Here is a 22,994-nt window from a genome sequence, read left to right as displayed (position 1 = left end):
GAACCGTCCCCTTGGTCACCGGGTTGATGGCCTACCGTGGGCGAGTGGATGACTTCCTGGTGGATCGGGTGCTGCTCGCCGTCGAGCAGATCCCGAGCGGACGGGTGGTGGCGTACGGCGACATCGCCCGGCTGGTCGGCACCTCGCCGCGCCGGGTGGGATCGATCATGGCCAGCCATGGCGGCCAGGTCACCTGGTGGCGGGTCGTCGGGGCGTCTGGGGATCCGGGCGGCAACCTGATCGGACGCGCCCGGCCGCACTGGGCGGCCGAAGGGATCAGGGTCAAGCCCAACGGACTGGGCTGCCGGATCGCCGACTACCGGGCCGACCTGGACAAACTCAGCGGCGCCTACCACCGGGCGTTGGACGCGCTGCTGGCTTTGTCCGGGACGCCGCTGCCGTTCATCGGACGCCCCGCGGCGGCCGCGCTCGAGCAGTTCGGGATCACCACCCTGGAGCAGGTGCTGGAGCATTCGGAGGCCGAGCTACTCGGCCTGCACGGCTTGGGGCCGAAGGCGATCCGGCTGCTGGCCGACGAACTCGCCCAACTCGGCTGGCGCTGGACGCGACGGGCCGGCTGAGCCTGATCAAGACCTCCAACCCAGCCCGAGCCTCAAAGACTGCACTCTGCGCCTACCGACACCGGTTCGCGTCCGCGGATCACCCAGGTGTCTCCATCGCCGCTCAACTCGCCGCCGGTCACCAACGGTCGTGGTCCGCGCAGCCGGATCTCGGACGCCGCACCCGCCAGTCCCGGTCCGAAGCTCAGCCGGTCGGCACGCACGTCGGTCAGTTCGGCGTCGGCAGACTCGATCACGCCCAGCGGCGTGATCAGGTTCCGCGGCAGCATCACCCCAGTGCGTGGTGGCAGCGTCAGCGCACGTGGCTCGGAGCCGTCCCAGCCGGCCCGCACCTCGGGGGAGTGACCGGTGATGTTGATCAGGTGGATCAGCCGCTGACCGCGGTCGTCGGCGCTGGTCAGGCCGAATACACCGGGCACCGGGCTGCGCAGCGACAGCCGGGACGTCGCGCCGAGCCGGGTCAGGGCACGTCCGAACAGTTCCAGGTTGCTGGGCAACTCGGCCGCGAACAACACCACCCGGCCGGCGCCGATATACACCTCGACGCCGCACGGCCTGCCGTCCTGATCGCTGAGCAGCACCGTCCCCGCGCCCGGGTCGAGGTGCTCGAGCCAGCCCACCCGGGTCTGCGGCCAGGGAGCCGCCCACGCATGAGCCGACACGGTCGGAAAGTACTGGTCGGCACCGGTGACGAACGTCAGTCCACGGACGCCGAGCGCGTCGGCCAGCACCGTGCACGGCTCGCCGGCCAGATCGAAACAGGGCACCCGGCCGAGCAGCAGCAGCCGTCCACCACCGGTGACGAAGTCGACGAGCCGGCGCTGTACCGGGCCGTCCAGGTACTGGCCGGACGACAGCAACAGCACCGCGTCCGGACGCGGAGCCTCGCGCTCCAGCCAGGCCGCGTCGAACTGGTGACCGAGCAGCAGCGCCGAGCGGGTCAGCGCCCGTCGCGGTCCGGCGCCGCGATGCCGGCGCAGATCGTCGACAACGGCAGTCATCACCGCGCTGCCCGGGTGGTGGTACTCGGTGGCGTAGGCGTCGAGCACCAGGCCGAGTTGCAGGTTGTCCGGCTCCGGACGCATCGCCGCCAGCCAGGGCGCCATCGTGCGCATAGCCCGGCCGGTCCGTGCGGTGGCGGCGTAGGTCTGGCCGCGCCGACCCTCGGGATCCACCGGTGCGGCGAAACCGTGCCGCTCGCCGGTGAACGCGATCCGGTCGATGCCGTTGCCCACCGGCTCGTCGAGCAGCCGGTTGTGACCCCCGGCGAACAGGTACCAGTTGATCAGCCGGTTCCCCTGTGCCACGAAGAGCCGGGTCTTCAGATCGACGGTCGCCGGGTCGACGAGGGTGTCCATGCCGTCGCCGTAGTCGCCGCTGCCGGCTTCGAACTCCACCGAGGTGAGCGGCTGGTCGGGGTCGTTCACGGCCGCCTGGAAGGCGTTCATCAGGTACAGGTCGGGGGTGGACTGCAGGGTCAGCTCACCCACGTAGTGATCCGAGCCGGAGATCATTCCGGGCACCCCGGCGTAGGTCTGCACCAGTTGGCTGATGCCGATCGGGAACGGTTCGCCGCCACCGGCCTCGGTGCCGTGGATGTTGATCACGAACAGCACGTCGCGCACGCCGAACTCCTCGGCCATCGACCGCAGCTCGGCCACGTAGCGCGCGAACCGGTGCCGCATGAACAGGGCCAGATCGACCCGCAGAGCGCCGGCCCACGCCTCCTGCGGCGAACGGACGGCCGCCCCCCAGACCGCGTCGTCGGCCAACGCCACGGGGTAACGCGCCGAAGGCTCGGCGTACCGGAACAGCACCCACCTGCGGAAGTCGGCCAACAGGTGCGGGGTCAGGTCGGGCGAGTTGGTCACCCAGGCCAACATGCCGATCTCGTTGTCGAGCTGCAGGGCGATCACATTGCCGCCGTTGCCGACGGTGCGCGAGGCGATCAGTGGCAGCACGGTGGCGTACCAGCGCCGCACCTCGGCCAGGAACACCGGGTTCAGATAGTCGAGGGTGCGGCTGGGCGTCGTCACCCCGTCCCAGCCGACCGGAACCAGCGCCGGATGCTCGCGGTAGATGCGGTACGGAATGCCCTCGTTCATCAACTCGGCCATCACGAACGGGCCGGGCCGGGCGAAGAACCACAGCCCGCGCTCGGCGCACAGGTCGATGAACGCGGCCACGTCGCGGTCCGGACGGGTGGCGCCGGTCACGTCGAGGCTGCCGTCCGGCAGTTCGTGCAGCAGCCAGGGAATGTAGGACGCGACGGTATTGCAACCCGCCTCGACCAGGGCGTCCAGCCGGTCCGCCCACTGTTCGCGCGGGACCCGGAAATAGTGGATCTCGCCGGCCAGCACCAACTGCGGCTCGCCGTCGATCAGCAGCCGTCCGCGCTCCGAGGTGACGCCCCTCACTCGTCCGCCTCCGCGGCAACGATGCGCACTTCGACGGCAGCGGACGCGGTGGCGTCGTGCCCGGTGATCAGCCGAACCAGGCCCTGATCGACCCGCCAGGTGAGGTCGCGTCCGAAGTAGCCGAAGGCATCGGTCCCGATCGTGAAGACGGCGGTGCCGGTCTCACCTGGCGCCAGGTCGAGCCACTGCCAGTCGAGCAGCTCCAGCTTGGGGCGGGTCACCTCGGCGACCGGGTCGTGAAGGTACAACTGGACGAGCTCGCGTCCGGCCCGCTCGCCGGTGTTGGTCACCGGCACGCGCACCTCGACCTGACCGCCGAGCGGTACCTCGGACGCCGAAGCGACCGGCTCGCCGTGCCGGAACGTGGTGTAGCTCAACCCGTGGCCGAACGGCAGTTGCGGCTGGGTCAGGGCGTCGAGGTAGCGGCCGTCCCAGGCGTCGCGGGTGAAGTCGAGCACCCGTGAGGTTGCCCGGGCGTGCACCGACGACGGCACGTGCCCGGTGCTGCGCGGGAAGGTCATCGGCAGCCTTCCGGACGGCTCCCGGCGTCCGAACAGCACGTCGGCCAGCGCCGGACCGGCCTCGGTGCCCGGATGCCAGGCGACGACCACTGCCGAAGCCACCCGCAGCACTTCCGCCAGGTCGAGCGGACGTCCGCCGAACACCACCGCCACCACCGGCTTGCCCAGCCCGCAGAGCTGTTTCAGCGCCTCGAGCTGGCCGGCCGGCAGGCCCAGGTCCGCGACCGAGTTGGCCTCGCCGGAGCGGCTCGGATGCTCGCCCAGCAGCGCCACCGTGACCGCCGCCGCGCGGGTCCGGTGCGCCGCCAGGTCGCTGAACCGGCCGTCGGTGTGGGTCAGCCGGTCGCCGAGCAGCTCGGTGAACGCCACCAGCGGCGAGGAGACGTCGGCGCCGCGTCCGTCCAGCACCCAGGTGCCGAGCAGTGCCTCGCCCTCGTCGACGAACGGGCCGGTCAGGTGCAGGGATTCGACCTCGTCCGACAACGGCAGGACGCCGTCGTTGGCCACCAGCACCATGCTCGCGACCGCAGCCTCGCGGGCCAGGGCCCGGGTCGCCGCCGTCGGCCCGATCGGGTCGGCGGTGGTGCGCGGGTACGGGTCGTCGAAGAGTCCGAGCCGGAACTTCATCCGCAGCACCCGGCGGACGGCGTCGTCGAGCAGGTCGGGCGGTACCTCGCCATCGCCGACCAGGCTCTCCAAATGGGCGAGGTAGACGCCGGAGGCCATGTCGAGATCCACCCCGGCCAGCAGCCCCTGCCGTGCGGCGTCCCGGGCGTCGGCGGCCACCCCGTGGTCGACCAGCTGCCCGATCCCCGACCAATCCGCCACCACGACACCGTCGAAGCCCCACTCCTGCTTCAGCACCTCACGGATCAGCCGCCGGTTGGCATGCATCGGCGTCCCGTCGATGTCGTTGAACGACGCCATCACCGACAGCACACCGGCATCGACCGCCGCCTTGAAGGTGCGCAGGTGCAGGTTGCGCAGGGTGTTCTCGCCGACCTGCACCGACTCGTAGTCGCGGCCGCCGGCGGCCAGCCCGTAGCCCACGAAGTGCTTGGCGGTGGCGCCGATGTGCCGCTGAAAGCCGGTCACCGCCGCCATCCCGAGGCGGCCCGACAAGGCGGGTGACTCGCCGAAGCCCTCGGCGACCCGGCCCCAGCGCGGCTCCTCCGAGATGTCCACCATCGGCGCGAACGTCCACGCCACCCCCTCGCGCACGGCCTCGGCACCGGCGACGTCGCAGAGCCGTTCGACGAGTTCGGCGTCCCAGGCGGCGGCCAGCCCGAGCGGAATCGGGAACACGGTGCGGTGGCCGTGGATCACGTCGCGTCCGAACAGCACCGGGATGCCTAGCCGGGATTCCTCCACGGCGATCCGTTGGCACTGCTCGATGGCCCGGATCGACAGCCCCTCATCGCGCACGTTGCCGCCCAATGCGCCGCTGGCGTACAGCGACGAACCGATCCGTCCAGCCGCCAGCGCGTCACGATCGGGGCCTGGTGAGACATTGGCGGGTTGGTTCAGCTGGCCCACCTTCTCGGCCAGGGTCATCTCCAACAGCAGGGCGTCCACCCGGTCGTCGATGGGCAACTCCTGCATCCACGTCGTCACCGGCCAACCTCCACATCGATCCGGGTGACGCCATCGACTGCCGGGCCGAGGTCGGCCAGTGCCAGCCGGACGCCGGCCGTCCGATAGCGATTCAGCAGCGGCCGGCCGGTCACCGCGCGTCCGTCGACCCGCACCGACCGCACCCCGAAGCCCGGCGGCGCGACGCGATAGCTGAGCTCGAGCACCCGGTCCGGCAGCGGAACCCGGGCCGCCAGGCCGTCCAGCTCCGGGTCGAGCACCGGGTCCAGGTCCAGCGAGGACCCGTGCCGTCGCACCCCCAGCAGGCATTCGGCGAGCAGCCGCAGGAACAGGCCGGGTCCCGAGGAGTACACCCGCCAGCCACCGTGTAGCGCCACCTCGCCGGTACGCGAGCGCTGATAGTGCTCCGCGGCGTCGTGGCGGTCGGCGAAGGCGGCATCGGAGGACGAGTAGTAGCAGGTGGTCTGCCGCGGCTGGGCGCCCGGCACCCGCTCGGTGGCCCCGATCGGATTCACCAGGCACAGCGCCTTGAACAGCCCGGACGCGTCGCCCACCCGGGCCAGCGCCTCGGCGTAGCGCAGGTGCGCGTGGGTGTACATCAGGCCGATCTCGCGACCCCAGAACGTCGCCGCCTCGGCCCGCTGGAACACCTCCATCGGACCGCCCCGGTACGGCGGGGGAGCGTCGAACAGCCGGACGCCGTCCGGCGCCGACAGGTGCCGGTCGAGCATCGCCAGATGATGCCTGGCTTGTTCGGCGTCGAGCAGCTCGGCGCTGATCGCATGGATCCAGGGCAACACGCCGTAACGCAAACCGGTGCGCCGGTCCCGGGGGTGCACCAGCACTTCCGCGAGCCGTCCGGACGTCTCGAATACGCCGTAGCCGGCCAGCAACCCGTCGACCAGCAGCACGTCGGTGAGGGCACGTTCGGTGGCCTCGGCGAGCGCGGCGAGTCGCCTCTCCAACGCCGGCTCGGCGGCGCAGACGGCCAAGCCCTCGGCCAGCGCGCGCAGCGCCTGCACCTGCAGCACCGCCGTCCAGGTCGAGGCCATCTGGGCGGCCAGCCGAGGGTCGGCGGGCTGCAGCGAGTCGTTCCAGTCGCCGTGCCCATATGCCGGCAGCGGACTGCCGGGCACGGTGCGAGTCTCGATTACCCGCAGCACGCGCTCGATGTGATCGACGATCGGCGCGCTCGCGACAGCGCCGCGGTCGCCGACGAAGCCGGCGGATTCGAGTAGCAGCGAGGCATCACCCTCGCGCTGCAGGTATTCGCCGAGGGCGAGCAGCGGCCAGAACAGGACGTCGCCATGCGCGTCCGGCTGTCCTGAGGACAGCGGTGGCAGGAACTCGAAGGCCTGGGGCCAGTCGCCGCGTTGGTGCTGGGCGGCGAACACCCGCAGCAGCAGGTCGCGTTGCGCGTCGGGCCGGGCGTACGCCGTCAGCAGGCCGACCGGTCCCTGGCAGACGTCCCGGGTACCCCAGCCGCCGCCGCTGAACTGCTCGAGCCCGCGCGGCGACAGGTAGTGGACCAGCGCATCGTGGGTGAACCAGGGCACGATCCGGTTGAGCCGGTCCACCTCATCGGCGGCCGGGCCGGCCGAGTGCAGGGTCAGTGCGCCTACGGCGAGCGCCGCATCCGCGCGAGGGAGCGTCGAAGCCGCCGGGACGTCGGGTGAGGCAGTGACCGCGTCGGTGGCGCTCAGCCCGAGGGTGAGCGGCGTAGCCCCGGCAACGGTCAGCCAGGGCAGCCCGCGCGAAACCCCGTCGGCGAACAGAGGGCCGTCGCCGTCACCGACGGCACCCGCCCCTGAATAGCGCAGGTCGAGCCCGGCCGCGCGCAGCCGTCCGGGCCGGGAGGTCAGGTCGCCGGTGCGCCCGAGCTGGGCCGCCACCAGCAGATGCCTTGGCCGTCCGGCCAGCTGGCGCACCTCGACCGTCACCTCATGGCTGCCGCCGCCGGTAGCGGTGACCACCTCGAGCACGGTGTCGTCCCAGGCGTAGAGCCAGCGCGCCCGGTCGGGTAACAGCCCCCAGGCACTGGGCCGGCCGAGCAGCAGCCAGCGATCGCCCCCGCCGACGAACACCCGCAGGCCGTGACTGCGGCGCAGCCCCAGGTAGCTCTGGGTGGCGCTCAGCAACGGCTCGCGTCCGACATGGCCACGGGTCAGGTGCGAGGCGAACACACCGTTCAGCCAGACGGTGGTGGTCAGGCCATCGGGCCCCGGAGTGACGGACGACCCGGTGCGCAGCAGCTGGCCGTGGGGACGCAGCACGGCCCGGTCCTTAGCAGCGCTGACCAGCACCTCACCGTCCGCCGACAGCGCCTCCCACCAGTCGGTGCCGGGCTGCTCGACCACCTCGACCGGCCCGCTCAGCAGTTCGCCCAGCCGGCCCGCGTCCAGCGGCTCCGGGACTAGCTCGGACGCCCCGGCGAACAGCGTCGGGGGCGGGGTCGGAGCCGGGGGAGTCAGCGGGGCACCGGCCTGCGGTAGCGGCTCGTCCGGCGCCCAGGCGGCATCGTCGGGCGTGGTGGCCCGCGGATGGTCGGGCACCAGGACGCCGAAGAAGCCGGTGCGATGGGTTTGACCGGGCTCCAGTCGCACCGCCCGGTCGGCGATCACCGCCAAGCTGTGTTCGTGCTGTAGCCGCGCGTTCGGCAGGCGCCGCCGGAGCAGTCCGGTGGGTACGCCGTCCACCAGTGGCGCCAGCTGCGCGGCGTCGGTGGCCCAGCCGGTTCCTTCGCCGTAGCTGCCGACCAGCGTCCAGGGCGCTCGCGGGCCGGGCATGTTCTGGCGCACCGCCAGGCACTGGCCCCAGCGTGGGTGCCGCAGCGGGGAGACGTCCAGATACTGGCTGACGTAATACTGATTGATTCGAACGACGTCCAAAGGCGCCAATGCGATATCGCACGCCAGTACGGTATCGAACTCGATCGGATCGCCAGAGTCGGCAGTCGCTTCATCCGGCGTTGCGACAGTGAGTCGCCACTGCCAGGTCAAGCGTTGCCGATGCAATGAGAAACGGGCAGCGAATGCCAGTCCGTGCGCGCATCCAGCCACCTCGAAACCGTCCTTGAATCGTGTCACGGTGCGCTGGGCGGCGGGGTCGGCGATCCGGACGGGGCGTGCGCGGTCACCGTCCAGGATGCGGATCCACAGCCCGCCCGCACCACATTCTGCATAGTCGGCCGGATATTGCAGGAGGGAGAGGCCCTCCAGGTCGAGGCGGCTCAGACCACCCCACGCGGTGTGCGTGGCAATGCTTGCTCCAACTCCTGCGGCGCTCGCGGTCATTGACTCTGTCTACCATCGGCGGGTGCGGCGACAACACCCGAGAACTCATGTAAATAGCTGTAAATAGCGCGGCCCGGATGAATGTTCGCCATGAAAGTACTTACATCGCCGAAAACCGTTGACCATCGCCGGAGGTCTGCTTATCGTGTCGAAATAGAACATGTGAGGAGATCCCGATGACGCGACGAACCACACGGTCTCATCCGTTCAGCCCGCTGGCGCTGAGCGCCTTGGCCACCACGGGGGTGCTGGTCCTGACTGCCTGCTCCGGCCGCATCCAGACCAACCAGAACCAACCCGCCCCGTCCGGCGGCAGCACCGCCGGCACCGACGCGCTGATCGACCAGCTGACGATGCCCGCCGAAGTGGCCGAGAACGTGGGCGGCCTGGTCAACTACAACCCGTTCTCGCCCAACGCCCTGACCAAGGTGTACTTCTACGAGCCGCTGATGATCCGCAACTCGCTGAACTGCCAGATGACCCCCTGGCTGGCCACCGGCTACAAGTGGGAGGGTGCGACCAAGCTCACCTTCACCATTCGCGATGGCGTGAAATGGAGCGACGGCCAGCCGCTCACCCCCGAGGACGTCAAGTTCAGCCTCGACCTGGGCAAGCGATTCTCCGCGCTCGACACCGCCGGCATCTGGAACGACACCTTCGGCAAGCGGGCCACCGACGTCACTGTCGTCGGCAGCGACGTGACGATCACCTTCAGCGGCAACGCGGCCGCCAAATTCGACTCGATCATCGGCGTCAAGATCCTGCCCAAGCACGTCTGGGAGAAGATCGACGACCCGGTGAAGTACATCGACAAGGATCCGGTCGGCACCGGCCCCTTCACGGTCGGTTCCTACAACGGCCGCAAGTTGGTGCTCGAGCGCCGGGCCGACTATTGGCAGGCCGACAAGGTGAAGGTCCAGAAGCTGGTTCTCGAGGGTAATTACGACGCCACCCAGGCCGCGCTGAAGCTCAACGCCGGCGGCCTGGACGCCTACTGGGGCGAGATCCCGAACCCGCAGGTGGCCTTCGTCGACAAGAACCCGACGCTGAACCACTTCTGGTACGCGCCGGCCGGCACCACAGTTCTCACGCCGAACCTGACCAAAGCGCCGTTCAAGGACGTCAAATTCCGCGAGGCCTACAGCCAGGGGCTGAACAAGGACGAGATCAGCACCAAGGCCACCTACGGGGTGATGAAGCCCGCATCGCAGACCGGCTTGAAGCTGCCCTACGCCGAGAACCTGATGCCCGAAGAGTTCGCCAAGAAGAACACCGTGCTGCCCTTCGACACCGCCAAGGCCGAACAGCTGCTGGACGCCGCCGGCTACAAGGTGGGCACGAACGGCATGCGTACCAACCCGGACGGATCGCCGCTCCAGATCAAGTTCACCGTGCAGGCCGGCTGGATCGACTACGAGTCGACCGTCGAGGTCATCGTCCGCAATCTGCAGGCCATGCACCTGGACGCCAAGACCGTCAAGAGCGCACCTGACAACGTCGACGCACAGAAGAAGTCCGCCGATTTCGACATGGTGCTCGAATACCTGCACGGCGGCTGTGAGGTGGCCCGCAACATCGGCTCGAAGCTGGCCAGCGACCAGATTCCGACCAAGACGAAGGTGCAGAGCAACGTCCAGCGGTGGAACGACCCGGCCACCGATGCGACCATCGCCCAGCTGTCGGGTTCGACCGATCCCGCTGAGCAGAAGAAGCTGGTCGGCGCGCTGGTCGACACGATGATGACCCAGTACCCGGTCACCTCGCTGATCTACGCCCCGGCCCGGATGATCTACCGCACCGACAAGGCCGTCGGCTGGCCCAGCGCCGAGGACCCGTACGCGACCAACAGCGACATGCTGCTGATCATGACTCACCTGAAGTCGGCCAAATAGCCGCGCCGAGCCCGCGGGGCATGATGTGTCTCTTCACCGTCATGCCCCGCGCCGTACGGGCGACGGCCCGAAAGGAGCGCGACGATGCGCTATTTCCTGAGGCGGATCGGGTTCTTCCTCGCCACCTTGTGGGCGGCGGTGACGTTGAACTTCATCATTCCCCGGCTGCAGCCGGGAGATCCCGCCGAGATCATGTTCAAGAAGCTGCAGGGCAAGGACGCCGAGCTCGACCCGGCGAAGATCGAGGCCCTGCGTGCGATGCTCGGCGACCCGGCCGGCGCCAACCTGTGGGACCAGTACTGGAACTACCTCGGCTCGCTGGCGCGCGGCGACTTCGGCATCTCGTACACGTACTTTCCCTATGAGGTGAAGACGGTCATCGGGGTCGCGCTGCCCTGGACGCTGGTGCTGGTGGGCGTGACCCTGCTCATCTCGTTCGTGGTGGGCACCCTGCTCGGTGCCTTCGCGGCCTGGAAGCGGAACAGCCGTTTCGACTCCTTCGTCACCCTGGGCTCGACCTTCATCGGGACGCTGCCGTCGTTCTGGCTGGCCCTGCTGATCCTGTTCGCACTGGGCTATGTGCTCGGCTGGTTCCCAACCGCCGGCGGCTATGACGCGAGTACCCCCGGCTGGAACGGCGAGTTCATCGGGGACGCCCTGTATCACTCGGTGCTGCCCGCGTCGGTGCTGCTGATCACCGGTCCGATCGGTTGGATCCTCGGCATGCGCAACACGATGATCATGAACCTGGGCGAGGACTACGTCCGGCTGGCCCGGGCCAAGGGGGTGCCGGACGCGCAGATCGCCCTGCGCTACGCCGCCCGCAACGCCCTGCTTCCCTCCATCACCGGTCTGGCCCTCGCCCTGGGCAGCATGCTCGGCGGCCAGATCCTGATCGAGCAGGTCTTCGACTATCCGGGGCTCGGACGGCTCACCGCCCAAGCCATCGACAACAAGGACTATCCACTGCTACAGGCCCTGCTGCTGTTCACCATCGTCGGCGTACTGGTGGCCAACCTGATCGCCGACGTGCTGTACGGCATTCTCGATCCGCGGGCCAGGAAGGTGACCTCATGAGCACCGGTGTCACGCAACCGACCAGCTCGGCCGACCTTCCGGTCGGCGGGCCCGAACTCGCCGAGGCCGAGGCCGAGGCCGCGGAGGCGGCCGGTCCCCGCTGGTGGCAGATCATCTGGGCCAACCGCAAAGCCAAGGTCGGTGTGGTGATCCTGTCGCTGTACGTCCTGGTCGCGCTGTTCGCGCCGTGGATCGCGCCCTACCAGGGCACGCGCACCGACTTCGAGGCGCTGCTCGAACCCAGCGCCCAGCACTGGCTGGGCACCACCACGTCCGGCGGCGACATCGCTTCGCAGCTGATCTGGGGCACCCGGGTGTCGCTGCTGGTCGGCCTGTTCGGCGGGCTGTTGGCCACCGTCATCGCACTGGTGATCGGAATGATCTCGGGCTACTTCGAAGGCACCTGGATCGATGAGGTGCTGTCGTTCCTGACCAATGTCGCGCTGGTGGTGCCGATCCTGCCGCTGATCATCACCCTGATGGCCTACACCGAGGACCGGTCGATCTGGTTCACCGTCTTCGTGATCGCCATCACCTCATGGGCCGGTGCGGCGCGGGCCAAGCGGTCGCAGATCATCACGCTGCGCAACCGTGACTTCGTCACCGCGGCGAAGTTCTCGGGCGAGCGGTCCTGGACGATCGTCTTCCGCGAGATCATGCCCGGAATGTCGTCGCTGATCATGGCCGGATTCTTCGGAGCCGCCACCGGCGCGGTGGGTGCCGAGGCGGGCCTGTCGTTCCTCGGCCTGGGCGACACCAGTTCGGTGTCCTGGGGCACGATGCTCTACCAGGCCAATCAGCAGGGCGCTCTGGCGCAGGGGTTGTGGATCTGGCTGGTCGTGCCGGGGCTTGCGCTGGCGGTTTTGATCACGTCCTTCACCTTCGTGAACTTCGGCATCGACCTGCTGAGCAACCCGCACCTGCGAGAGGACGGCTGAGATGGCTCTGCTCGAGGTCAACAAGCTGAGCGTTCGCTACGAACCCAAGCTGCATCGTCCGCTGACCGCCGTCGATGAGGTGTCGTTCTCGATCGACGAGGGCGAGTTCGTCGGCCTGATCGGTGAGTCCGGTTCGGGCAAGTCGACCCTGGCCAACGCTCTGCTGCGGCTGACCGAACGCCCGGCGCGGATCAGCGGCGGCAGCATCGCCTTCGATGGCCACGACCTGGTGGCGATGGGCGAGGACGAGTTGCGGCCCTACCGCTGGCGCGACATCTCGACGGTGTTCCAGTCGTCGATGAACGCGCTCAACCCGGTGGTGCGGGTGATCGACCAGTTCCGCGACGCCATCGAACTGCATTCCGACCTGCGCGGCGATGCCGTGGTCGAACGGGTGAAGCAGCTGTTCGGCATGGTGATGATCGAGGAGAAGTTCATCACCGCCTACCCGCACGAGCTGTCGGGAGGCATGAAGCAGCGGGTCAACCTGGCTCTCGCACTGGCCAACAAGCCCCGGTTCGTGCTGCTCGACGAGCCGACCACCGGCCTGGACGTGGTCGTGCAGCGCTCCATCCTCGAGGCGGTCCGCACGCTGCAGGCCGAGCAGCACTTCGCGGTGCTGTTCATCAGCCACGACATGGGCACCGTGCTCGACCTCAGCGACCGGATCCTGGTGATGTACGCGGGCCGGATCGTCGAGGAGCACGACTCCGCCGACCTGATCAGGAACCCACTGCACCCCTACTCGAAGGGCCTGATGGGCAGCTACGGCGACCCGCGCGCGCAGACCGTCCGGATCACCTACGTGCCGGGCCGGCCGCCGGATCTCTCCGCGGAGCTCACCGGCTGTCGGTTCGCACCACGGTGCCCCGAGCGCATCGAACGCTGCCTCAGTGTCGACCCCGAGCTGCTGCCGCTGGACGGCGCCCGGGTCGCGTGCCATGTGGCGCAGCTGCAGGCGCACCCCGAGCCGGGCGTGACGGTGCCGCCGCGGTCGCCCGCCTTCGCCGGACCGGAGTTCGTGAAATCCGACGACGAGAGCAAACAGGCGTTGGCCCAGCAAGCCTTCGTGAGCGTGGCGCGCGTCAGCAAGGTGTTCCGCACCCGGAACGGGATGAGGTTCACCGACTTCACCGCCATCGACGACGTCAGCTTCGACCTGCGCCGGGGCGCGGTGACGGCGCTGGTGGGCCAGTCGGGCTCGGGCAAGAGCACCCTGGCCCGGATGATCACCGGAGTCGAGAAGCCGACCGCCGGCACGATCACCTTCCATGGCTTGGACGGCGAGGCGCTCGAGGTCGGCGGCATGCGCTCGGGAGCACTGCGTGACTACCGCAAACGCGTCCAGATGGTGTTCCAGGATCCGTACAGCTCGCTCAACCCGACCAAGACCCTCGGCTACATACTGAGTCGTCCGCTGCGCAACTTCGGCCGGCTCTCGGGCGCCGCGCTGACCAAGCGGGTGGACGAGTTGCTCGAGGTCGTCGCACTCACCCCGGCGTCCCGGTTCCGCAACCGGTACGCCTACGAGCTCTCCGGCGGGCAGCGGCAGCGGGTGGTGATCGCCCGCGCGCTGGCCAGCAACCCCGAACTGATCGTCGCCGACGAGCCGATCTCGTCGCTCGACGTGTCGATCCGCGCCGAGATCCTGGAACTGCTGCACAACCTGGTGCAGGACAGTGACGTGAGTATTCTGTACATCACCCACGACCTGCTCAGCGCCCGGATGCTGGCCGATGAGGTGATCGTCCTGTCGGGCGGCCGGGTCGTTGAGCAGGGCCGGGCGTTGCAGGTGATCCGCGACCCGCAGGACCCCTACACCCGCAAGCTGCTCGACGCCATTCCCAACCCGTTCGCCGACCTCGATCGGCCGGCGGCGGCCGGCGAGTGACAGCGTGCGGAACAGCCTCGGTCGAGAGCTGGCTCAGTAGTCTGGAGGCTGTGAATCGCGAGGCGGAGCAGCCTGTCACCATCTACACGGTGGCCGAGCATGCGGGGGTGTCGATCGCGACGGTCTCCCGGGTGCTGCAAGGTTCGACGCCGAGCTCGGCCGCCACCAAGGCGCGAGTGCTCGATGCCGTGCGCGAGCTGGGCTATGTGCCATTGCGGGCCGGCCGGGCGCAGGCGTTGCGCCTCGAGCAGCACGGGCTGGTGCTCTATTCGCTCGGCGGCCCGTACTACTCCGAACTGCTGGTCGGTTACGAATCGCGGGCTCCCGAGTTCGGTCAGAGCGTCTCGCTGATCTCGACCGAGAGCATCTGCGACGTGGACGACCGGGTACTCGACCTGGCCACCAAGATGGATGGCATGGTGCTGGCCCATGGCACCATCTCGGCCGAGACCGTGGCTGAGGTTTCCCGGCGGGTCCCGACCCTGCTGCTGAACAGCGATCCGGTGGCAGGGTGCGCGGCGGTGAACGTCGAGAACCGTCGCGCCACCGCTGAGCTCGTCCACCATCTGGTGCGCGACCACCGCTACCGACGGCTCTGGTTCGTCGGCGACCCCGAGCAGGCCCGCGACGCCGCTCATCGGTACCGGGGATTCACCGACGCCCTGAGCGCGGCCGGGCTGAGCGAGGTGCGTCCGCCGCTTCGGCTTCGGTTCGGCGCGGCACACCTGAACGCGGCCGCGAACGTGGTGGCGACCAACGGACGGGCGCAGGCGCTGGTCTGCGCCAACGACGAGCTGGCGCTGGGGCTGATCCGCCAGCTGCGCAGGCGTGGCGTGCGGGTCCCGGACGACGTGGCCGTCACCGGCTGGGACGACGTGATGGCCGCCCGTTACACCGACCTGACCACCGTGCGGCAGCCGGCCCGTGAGGTCGGCCGGGTGGCCGCGCAACGCCTGCACGAACTGATCACCCGAGCGTCGGTCGAGTTCGACGAGATGGTGGTGCCGAGCGAGGTGGTGTTGCGCACCAGTTGCGGCTGTCCGGAGCCGGACGCATGACGTCCGCGCTGTGGCGGCGTTGGGCGTCCGACACCTGGCGCAGCCTGGACGCGCTGACCGATCCGGCCACCGGGCTGCCCGCCGACCACCTGGACGCCGCACTGGCACGGGGCTCCCGCTCGCGGTACACCTCCCCGACGAACATCGGCGGGCTGCTCTGGTGCACCGTCGGGGCGCGCGAACTCGGCCTGATCTCCCCGGGCGAAACGGTGCGGCGGAGCCGTGCCGTGCTGGAGTCGTTGGCCGGGATGCGGCGCCACCAGCCGTCCGGCATGTATGCGAACTGGTACGACGAAGCGACCGGCGAGCGGCTGGACGTGCTGCCCGACGGGTCGGTGGTCAACCAGTTCCTGTCCAGTGTCGACAACGGCTGGCTGGGAGCGGGGCTGCTCGTGCTGCGCAACGCAGTGCCCGAACTGGCCGCGCAGGCGTCCCGGCTGCTCGCGGCGATGGATTTCGGCTTCTTCTACGACCCGGAGGCCCTGCTGCTGTGGGGCGGCCACTGGTGGGGCGCCGACGGCGGCACCCGACCGACCGGGCATCACTACGGGCACCTGATGAGCGAGCCACGGATCGCCAGCTACCTCGGCATCGCCTCGGGTCGCATCCCGGCCGAGCACCATCAGCGGCTGCCGCGCGAGCGGCGCAGCTACCGGGGCCTGGAGGTGATCCCGACCTGGGGCGGTTCGATGTTCGAAGCGCTGATGCCCGCGCTGCTGGTGCCCGAGGCGACCTGGGCGCCGGCCTCGTTCGGCCGCAGCCATGCCAACACCGTGGCGGCGCAGCGGATCTTCGGCACCGACGAGACCGGCTTCGGTTACTGGGGGTTTTCGCCGGCCAGCACCCCCGACTGCGGCTACAGCGAGTGGGGCGTCGAACCGATCGCACTGGCGCCGAAGGGCTACCCGTGCGACGTGGAACGCACCCGGTATCGCGACGGACGGGTGCGCGGCTGGGGGGACGGTGTGGTCACCCCGCACGCCACCGCGTTGGCGTTGTCGGCGGAGCCGGACGCGGCCACCGAGTGCCTCGAACGGCTGGAACGCGAACTCGGGTGCTACGGGCCGGGCGGGTTCTGCGACGCGGTCGGGGTGCGCTCGGGACGGGTCGCCCGCCGCTACTTGAGCCTCGACCAGTCGATGCTGTTCGGTGCCCTGGTCAACGTCCTGGCCGACCGGGCGCTGCACCGGTACTTCGCCGCGGGCGAGGTCGAGGACGTGCTGCGTCCATTGATCGCGGCCGAGCCCGCTCTTTGAGAACGTGCTGATGCTCGTTGGGTCGAGCTTGTCGAGACCTGACGAGGTGCCCTCCGGCAAGGGGTTTCGACGAGCTCAACCCGCGGTCGTTGCGTCTACGTCCGCCTCGGCCACGGCCGAACGCATCCGGACGATCTCCTCGGCGCTGGCCTCGCGGGCCATCGCCGGGATCTCGAACATGTGCCGGCGCAGGCCGGCCGGGATGGCCGCCACCACCTCGGCGGCGGCGTCCAGCGCCTTGGCGTAGAGCACTCTGCCCTGTACGTAGAAGAGGTCGACGAAGGTGATCTGACCGCTGGGTCCGCACATCACGTTGCCCGGGTTGTCGTCGAGCGGGCCACACCAGGGCAGTGCCGCCTCGGCGCGACGATGAAGTTGCGCGATCAGGGCGGCGGCCGCAGCGAGTTCCCGATCAGCCTCGTGCGCCGTCCGATCCCGCAACCGTTGGTGCCAGCGGGACGCCTCGTCCGCGGCGACCGCGGTGAGGAAGTCCAGCAGCATCAGGCAGCCGCCACCGTCCAGCGGCCGGTGCGCGTGCAGCCGGGGCAGGTAGCGGTTCCCGGCGCCCTCGCGGTAGAGCGCGACGGTCATTGAGCAGGCCGGATCGAACGGGCTCACCCGGGCCGCGAGACGTCCGTCGGGTGAGCGATGAGCCCGCGCCCAGTCGCCCTCGCCGCACGGCGTCCACCCATGAGAACCCAGCCAGTCCTCGACCTGGTCGTGCCGGGGCGACCCGAGCCGTCCATCGACCCAGTCGAGCAGCTGCCGCGCGTCTTCGTCCACGTGCCGACGATAGGGCGTTCAGTCGGCGTCCGCGGGCAGCACCTCGAGCCGGGGGTACTCCGGCTGCCACATCCGCTGGTAGATGTCGTTGATCGGATCGGTCATCGGCGTCCGGGCCAGCCCCTGCTCCTCGGCGGTCCGCGCCACCGCCATCGCCACCGCGGCGGCGACCAGCCGCAGGTCGCTCATCGAGGGCAGCAGTGAGGCGCCCGGACGGTACTCGTTGACCAGCCCGGCCAATGCCGCGGCCGCCGCGTAGATCATCTCGTCGCTCACCCGGGTAGCCCGCACCACCGAAACACCCAAGCCGAGGCCGGGGAAGATCAGCGCGTTGTTCGCCTGCGCGATGGTGTGGTACACCTCCCCATGCCGGATGGTGCCGTACGGGCTGCCGGTGGCGATCAACGCCTGACCGTGGGTCCACTCCAGCAGATCGGCCGGGTGCGCCTCCGAGCGCGAGGTCGGGTTGGACAGGGGCATGATGATCGGCCGGTCGCAGCCCTGAGCCATCGCCGTCACCACCGGCTGGGTGAACGCGCCGGTCTGCGCGGACGTCCCGATCAGAATGGTCGGCTGCACGCTCCGCACCGTCTCTTCCAGGCTCACCCGGGACGGGTCGGCGACGGACCAGCCGTCGATCTCGGCCCGGCTGCGGGCATACGCGCGCTGGTAGTCGCGGACGCCGCGGCCGTCCTCGATGATCAGGCCGCGGCTGTTGAAGGCGTAGAAGGGTTCGTGGCTGTTCTCGGCGTCCAGGCCGTCGCGGACCATCGCCTCCCGGATGATGTCGGCGATGCCGACTCCCGCGGTGCCGGCACCGAAGACCACCACCCGATGCTGCCGCAGCGGCACCCCGGTCAGCCGCACGGCGGCCAGCACGGCCGCCAGCACCACCGCCGCGGTGCCCTGGATGTCGTCGTTGAAGGTGCAGATCCGGTCGCTGTAGCGCTCCAGGATGCGGTGCGCGTTGCCCGCGCCGAAGTCCTCCCAGTGCAGCATCGCGTTCGGGAACTTCTCGGTGACGGCAGTCACGAACGCTTCGATGAACTCGTCGTAGCGCTCGCCCCGAACCCGGGCGTGCCGCTCGCCCAGGTAGACCCCGCTGTGCAGCAGGCCCAGGTTGTCGGTGCCGACGTCGAGCACGATCGGGACGGCCCGACGCGGATGGATGCCGGCGGCGGCGGTGTAGACCCCGAGCTTGCCCAGGGCGATCTGGATGCCGCCGATGCCCTGGTCGCCGATGCCGAGGATGCCTTCGGAGTCGGTCACCACGACCAGGTCGACGTCGTCGCCGTCCAGTTCGTAGTTGTCCAGCGACTGCTCGATCAGCTCGGGCCGGTCGATGGACAGGAACAGCCCGCGCGAGCCGACGTAGTCGTGGCTGAACCGCTCGATCGCCTCACCGATGGTCGGCGTGTAGACGATCGGCAGCATCTCTTCGAGGTTGTCGCTGAGCAGCCGGTAGAACAGCACCTCGTTGCGGTCCCGCAGCTGGGACAAGTAGATGTACTTGGCCAGCGGGGACGGGGAATGGCTGTATTGCGCGTAGGTGCGGCGCAGCTGCTCCTCGATGGTGCTGACCTGGCTGGGCAGCAGGCCGGACAGTTCCAACTCGGTCCGTTGCTCCAAGGTGAAGGCGGTGCCCCGGTTGGCCACCGGGTTGCGCAGGATGCGGCGTCCGCGCATTCGCAGGCTCAGCATGATCTCGCTGTTGCTGGTGGTGACGAGCTGAAAATCGCTGTGGCGCATGCCAGGCCCTCCGGTGGACGTTTGGCTGAGCCTATCCGTTGCGACGACCGCAACTCGCCGCGCCCAGCGCGGTCGGCACGGTGTTGCGGGGCTCCGCCGACTGGTCGAAACCCATCTCATCGGCCCGCGTCGCGGCGATGACGAGACGGAATAGCCGACCTCTGGCTATGGTTGAGCCAGGTGGACTCAACTTTGCTTTTCCTCAGGAGAACAGGCTTTCTATGGACACTTCGAAGCTCACCGCCAAGAGCCGGGACGCGGTCTCGGCAGCCCTGCGCAACGCGCTGACCAACGGCAACCCGAGCGCCGAGCCGGTGCACCTGCTGCACGCGCTGCTGATGGTGCCGGACAACACCGTCGGCACCCTGCTCGCTGCCGTCGGTGCCGACCCGAAGGTGGTCGACGCGGCCGCCCAGGGTGCGATCACCAAGCTGCCCAGCGCGTCCGGCAACTCGGTCAGCCAGCCCGGACTGTCCGGGTCGATGGCCCGGGTGCTGGCCGACGCCGAGACCCGGGCCGAGCAGCTGGGCGACGAATTCGTCGCCACCGAGCACCTGATGATCGGCCTGGCCGCGGTGGCCAGCGACGCGCAGAAGATCCTGCTGCAGTTCGGCGCCGACGCGAAGAAGCTGACCAAGGCGTTCAACGACGCCCGTGGCGACAAGCGGATCACCTCGGCCGAGCAGGAGGGCGGCGAATCCACCCTGGACAAGTACTCGGTCGACCTGACCGCCCGGGCCCGCGAGGGCAAGCTCGACCCGGTGATCGGACGCGACACCGAGATCCGCCGGGTGGTGCAGGTGCTGGCCCGCCGCACCAAGAACAACCCGGTGCTGATCGGCGAGCCCGGCGTCGGCAAGACCGCCGTCGTCGAGGGCCTGGCCCAGCGGGTGGTGGCCGGCGACGTCCCCGACTCGCTGAAGGGACGCCGGGTGGTCTCCCTCGACCTGGCCTCGATGGTGGCCGGCGCCAAGTACCGCGGCGAGTTCGAAGAGCGGCTGAAGGCCGTGCTGAACGAGATCCGGGACGCCGAGGGCCAGGTGATCACGTTCATCGACGAACTGCACACGGTGGTCGGTGCCGGGGCGTCCGGCGACTCGTCGATGGACGCCGGGAACATGCTCAAGCCGATGCTGGCCCGCGGCGAACTGCGGATGATCGGCGCCACCACGCTGGATGAGTACCGCGAGCGGATCGAGAAGGACCCCGCGCTGGAGCGCCGGTTCCAGCAGGTGTTCGTCGGCGAGCCGTCCGTGGAGGACACCATCGCCATCCTGCGCGGCCTGCGGGAACGCTACGAGGCGCACCACAAGGTGCGGATCACCGACGGCGCGCTGGTCGCCGCGGCGTCGCTGTCGAACCGGTACATCACCAGCCGCCAGCTGCCCGACAAGGCGATCGACCTGATCGACGAGGCGGCGTCCCGGCTGCGGATGGAGATCGACTCCTCGCCCGAAGAGATCGACCAACTGCGCCGCAGCATCGACCGGATGACCATGCAGAGCTTCGCGCTCGAGAAGGAGACCGACCCGGCCTCCGTGGAGCGCTACCAGCGGCTGCAGGCCGAACTGGCCGACGCCCAGGAGGAGCTGCGCGGGCTGGAGGGCCGCTGGGAGGCGGAGAAGTCCGGACTGAACCGGGTCGGCGAACTGAAGGCCAAGGTCGACGAGCTGCGGATCGCGGCCGACCGCGCGCAGCGCGAGGGCGACCTGACCAAGGCGTCCGAGATCCTGTACGGCGAGATCCCCGCTCTGCAGGCCGAGATGGACGCGGCCGAGAAGGCCGAATCCGACGTCACCCCGATGGTTTCCGAGGAGGTGTCGGCCACCGACATCGCCGAGGTGGTCGGCTCCTGGACCGGCATTCCGGTCGGACGGCTGCTGCAGGGTGAGAGCGAGAAGCTGCTCAGCATGGAGCAGCGGCTGGGTGAGCGGCTGATCGGGCAGCGCCAGGCCGTCGTCGCGGTCTCGGACGCCGTCCGCCGTTCGCGGGCCGGCATCTCGGACCCGAACCGGCCCACCGGCTCGTTCCTGTTCCTCGGCCCGACCGGCGTCGGCAAGACCGAGCTGGCCAAATCGCTGGCCGAGTTCCTGTTCGACGACGAGCACTCGATGGTGCGGATCGACATGAGCGAGTACGGCGAGAAGCACTCGGTGTCGCGACTGGTCGGTGCCCCTCCCGGGTACATCGGCTACGAGGAGGGCGGCCAGCTGACCGAGGCGGTGCGCCGGCGTCCGTACTCGGTGATCCTGCTCGACGAGGTCGAGAAGGCGCACCCCGAGGTGTTCAACATCCTGCTGCAGGTCTTCGACGACGGACGCCTCACCGACGGCCAGGGCCGCACGGTCGACTTCCGCAACGTGATCCTGATCATGACCAGCAACCTCGGCTCGCAGTACCTGGCCGATCCCAAGCTCGAGCCCGAGCTCAAGGAGCAGGCGGTGATGGGCGTGGTCCGGCAGGCGTTCAAGCCCGAGTTCCTGAACCGGCTGGACGAGATCGTCATGTTCACCCCGCTCGGCACCGAGGACCTGAGCCGGATCGTCGACATCCAGCTGCGGCGGCTGAACGCCCGGCTGGCCGACCGCCGGATCCACGTCGAGGTCAGCCAGGCCGGCAAGGACTGGCTGGCGCTCACCGGTTTCGACCCGGTCTACGGCGCCCGTCCGCTGAAGCGCCTGGTGCAGACCACCATCGAGGACACCATGGCCCGCCGGATGCTGGCCGGCGAGATCCTCGACGGCGACACCATCGCATTCGAGGTGGCCACCGACGGCGGCGGACTGGCGGTCGTCGAGAACTGACGCGTGGCGAAGTGACCAAAAGAACCGTCCCCAGTGACCACCGGGGACGGTTCTCTTGGTCACCGGGGACGGTTCTCTTGGTCACCGGTTAGGCTGACGCCGGTCGCCGCCAAGTCCTAGAGATTCACCAGGCGATCGCGCCGATCGGAGGTCAGAGCCCTGGCCGGTTGACGGTGTCCAGCCTCGGACGGGGGGAGTCGGTGGACGTCGGCATCGCGCTCGCCGGGTTGCTGGTCGGCATCGTCGTCGGCCTGACCGGGATGGGCGGCGGTGCGCTGATGACACCGATCCTGGTGCTCTTCTTCAAGGTGGACGCCCTCACAGCGATCTCGTCGGACGTCGTCAGCAGCCTGTTCATGAAGCCCGCCGGCGCGATCGTGCACCTCGTCCGGAAGACCGCGAACCTGCAACTCGTGCTCTGGCTGTGCATCGGATCGGTGCCCGCCGCCTTCCTGGGTGCGGTGCTGGTCGACCACCTCAAGGGCATCGCGGGCTTCGAGCAGACCCTGCTCACCCTGCTCGGTGTCGCGCTGCTGCTGGCGGCGAGCGGGCTGATCGTCCGGGCCTGGTTCCAGATGACCCGCAAACGGACGCTGTGGGGCGAGGGTGCGGCACCGATGACCTCCCCGGAGATCGAGATCCGCAAGCTGCCCACGGTCCTGCTGGGTGCACTCGGCGGGCTGATGGTGGGACTCACCTCGGTGGGTGCCGGCTCGCTGATCCTCACCTTCCTGCTGGTGCTCTACCCGCGGCTGAAACCGTCCCAACTGGTCGGCACCGACCTGGTGCAGGCGGTGCCGCTGGTGGCCGCCGCGTCCATCGGGCACCTGCTGTACGGACAGGTCTCGCTCGGCATCACCGGCTCGATGCTGATCGGCGCGATCCCCGGGGCCTTCATCGGCGCGCAGATCTCGTCGAGAGCCCCCGGTGGCATCATCCGGCGGGCGCTGGCCATCCTGCTGATGGCGTCCGGCCTGAAACTGGTCGGCGTCCCCACGGTCGGCGTGCTGACCATCAGCGGTGCCGCTGTCGCGCTCGGCCCGGTGGCTTGGGCGGTGCTGCGCCGGCGCTACAGCTGGTCGATCGGCTCCCGTTCGCGGCGTCACCAGCAGCAACTCGATCACGCCGACGATCCGTGACG

At 69.4% G+C, this 22,994-nt stretch carries 14 protein-coding genes; 9 read left to right on the top strand and 5 right to left on the bottom strand.

Annotated elements, in window-relative coordinates; all coding sequences use genetic code 11:
- Nucleotides 1–44 precede the first annotated feature (44 nt).
- A complete protein-coding gene (locus tag QM711_RS05100; protein WP_415096960.1) occupies nt 45–581 on the top strand; it encodes an MGMT family protein in 537 nt (178 codons plus the stop codon).
- A 32-nt stretch (nt 582–613) separates the two neighbouring features.
- Here QM711_RS05100 and QM711_RS05095 read toward each other — a convergent pair whose 3' ends face one another.
- The 3 genes from QM711_RS05095 to QM711_RS05085 are packed head-to-tail and all read right to left on the bottom strand — an operon-like array spanning nt 614 to nt 8,405.
- Nucleotides 614–2,998, bottom strand: coding sequence for a beta-galactosidase (locus QM711_RS05095; RefSeq protein ID WP_415096958.1), 2,385 nt, complete (start codon nt 2,996–2,998; stop codon nt 614–616).
- Entirely contained in the window at nt 2,995–5,133 is a 2,139-nt protein-coding gene (locus QM711_RS05090) for a glycoside hydrolase family 3 N-terminal domain-containing protein (protein ID WP_415096956.1), read from the bottom strand. Before QM711_RS05090 ends, QM711_RS05095 begins: the two co-directional genes overlap by 4 nt.
- A complete protein-coding gene (locus QM711_RS05085; RefSeq protein WP_415096954.1) occupies nt 5,130–8,405 on the bottom strand; it encodes a hypothetical protein in 3,276 nt (1,091 codons plus the stop codon). Before QM711_RS05085 ends, QM711_RS05090 begins: the two co-directional genes overlap by 4 nt.
- Before the next feature lie 176 nt (nt 8,406–8,581).
- On the opposite strand from QM711_RS05085, the gene QM711_RS05080 reads away from it, so the two are divergent.
- The 6 genes from QM711_RS05080 (at nt 8,582) to QM711_RS05055 (ending at nt 16,517) form a co-directional block, all read left to right on the top strand.
- Complete coding sequence (locus QM711_RS05080; RefSeq protein WP_415096952.1) at nt 8,582–10,297, top strand: ABC transporter substrate-binding protein; 1,716 nt, start codon at nt 8,582–8,584, stop codon at nt 10,295–10,297.
- 84 nt (nt 10,298–10,381) lie between these two features.
- The gene (locus tag QM711_RS05075) at nt 10,382–11,374 is read left to right on the top strand and encodes an ABC transporter permease (protein ID WP_415096950.1); all 993 of its coding nucleotides are present in this window, start codon (nt 10,382–10,384) and stop codon (nt 11,372–11,374) included.
- A complete protein-coding gene (locus QM711_RS05070; protein WP_415096948.1) occupies nt 11,371–12,312 on the top strand; it encodes an ABC transporter permease in 942 nt (313 codons plus the stop codon). Before QM711_RS05075 ends, QM711_RS05070 begins: the two co-directional genes overlap by 4 nt.
- Before the next feature lies 1 nt (nt 12,313).
- Nucleotides 12,314–14,203, top strand: a complete 1,890-nt coding sequence (locus tag QM711_RS05065; protein ID WP_415096946.1) for an ABC transporter ATP-binding protein — start codon at nt 12,314–12,316, stop codon at nt 14,201–14,203.
- Nucleotides 14,204–14,253: 50 nt separating this feature from the next.
- A complete protein-coding gene (locus QM711_RS05060; RefSeq protein ID WP_415096944.1) occupies nt 14,254–15,261 on the top strand; it encodes a LacI family DNA-binding transcriptional regulator in 1,008 nt (335 codons plus the stop codon).
- Nucleotides 15,258–16,517: a glucoamylase family protein gene (locus tag QM711_RS05055; protein WP_415096942.1), complete on the top strand. Its 1,260-nt coding sequence runs from the start codon at nt 15,258–15,260 to the stop codon at nt 16,515–16,517. The genes QM711_RS05060 and QM711_RS05055 overlap by 4 nt, the downstream gene beginning before the upstream one ends.
- Before the next feature lie 75 nt (nt 16,518–16,592).
- Here QM711_RS05055 and QM711_RS05050 read toward each other — a convergent pair whose 3' ends face one another.
- Together QM711_RS05050 and QM711_RS05045 are read right to left on the bottom strand one after the other, a co-directional pair.
- Complete coding sequence (locus QM711_RS05050; RefSeq protein ID WP_415096940.1) at nt 16,593–17,300, bottom strand: hypothetical protein; 708 nt, start codon at nt 17,298–17,300, stop codon at nt 16,593–16,595.
- Nucleotides 17,301–17,318: 18 nt separating this feature from the next.
- Nucleotides 17,319–19,049 (bottom strand): NAD-dependent malic enzyme, encoded by a 1,731-nt coding sequence (locus tag QM711_RS05045; RefSeq protein ID WP_415096938.1) that lies wholly within the window; start codon nt 19,047–19,049, stop codon nt 17,319–17,321.
- A gap of 221 nt (nt 19,050–19,270) precedes the next feature.
- On the opposite strand from QM711_RS05045, the gene clpB reads away from it, so the two are divergent.
- Nucleotides 19,271–21,853, top strand: coding sequence for an ATP-dependent chaperone ClpB (clpB, locus tag QM711_RS05040; protein ID WP_415096936.1), 2,583 nt, complete (start codon nt 19,271–19,273; stop codon nt 21,851–21,853).
- 173 nt (nt 21,854–22,026) lie between these two features.
- On the top strand, nt 22,027–22,992 hold the full coding sequence (locus QM711_RS05035; protein ID WP_415096934.1) for a sulfite exporter TauE/SafE family protein: 966 nt from the start codon (nt 22,027–22,029) through the stop codon (nt 22,990–22,992).
- The last annotated feature ends 2 nt before the right edge of the window (nt 22,993–22,994 follow it).

It is taken from the genome of Micropruina sp., from assembly GCF_047602385.1.
Taxonomy (GTDB): Bacteria; Actinomycetota; Actinomycetes; order Propionibacteriales; family Propionibacteriaceae; genus Micropruina.
Note: the sequence above shows the minus strand (reverse complement) of the source record. Positions and strands in the feature narration are given on the sequence as shown.

Bases quoted from the DNA above. Each gene is read 5' to 3' on its own strand.
- QM711_RS05085 (WP_415096954.1), bottom strand. From the start codon at position 8,405: ATGACCGCGAGCGCCGCAGGAGTTGGAGCAAGCATTGCCACGCACACC.
- QM711_RS05080 (WP_415096952.1), top strand. From the start codon at position 8,582: ATGACGCGACGAACCACACGGTCTCATCCGTTCAGCCCGCTGGCGCTG.
- QM711_RS05075 (WP_415096950.1), top strand. From the start codon at position 10,382: ATGCGCTATTTCCTGAGGCGGATCGGGTTCTTCCTCGCCACCTTGTGG.
- QM711_RS05070 (WP_415096948.1), top strand. From the start codon at position 11,371: ATGAGCACCGGTGTCACGCAACCGACCAGCTCGGCCGACCTTCCGGTC.
- QM711_RS05065 (WP_415096946.1), top strand. From the start codon at position 12,314: ATGGCTCTGCTCGAGGTCAACAAGCTGAGCGTTCGCTACGAACCCAAG.
- QM711_RS05055 (WP_415096942.1), top strand. From the start codon at position 15,258: ATGACGTCCGCGCTGTGGCGGCGTTGGGCGTCCGACACCTGGCGCAGC.
- QM711_RS05045 (WP_415096938.1), bottom strand. From the start codon at position 19,049: ATGCGCCACAGCGATTTTCAGCTCGTCACCACCAGCAACAGCGAGATC.
- clpB (WP_415096936.1), top strand. From the start codon at position 19,271: ATGGACACTTCGAAGCTCACCGCCAAGAGCCGGGACGCGGTCTCGGCA.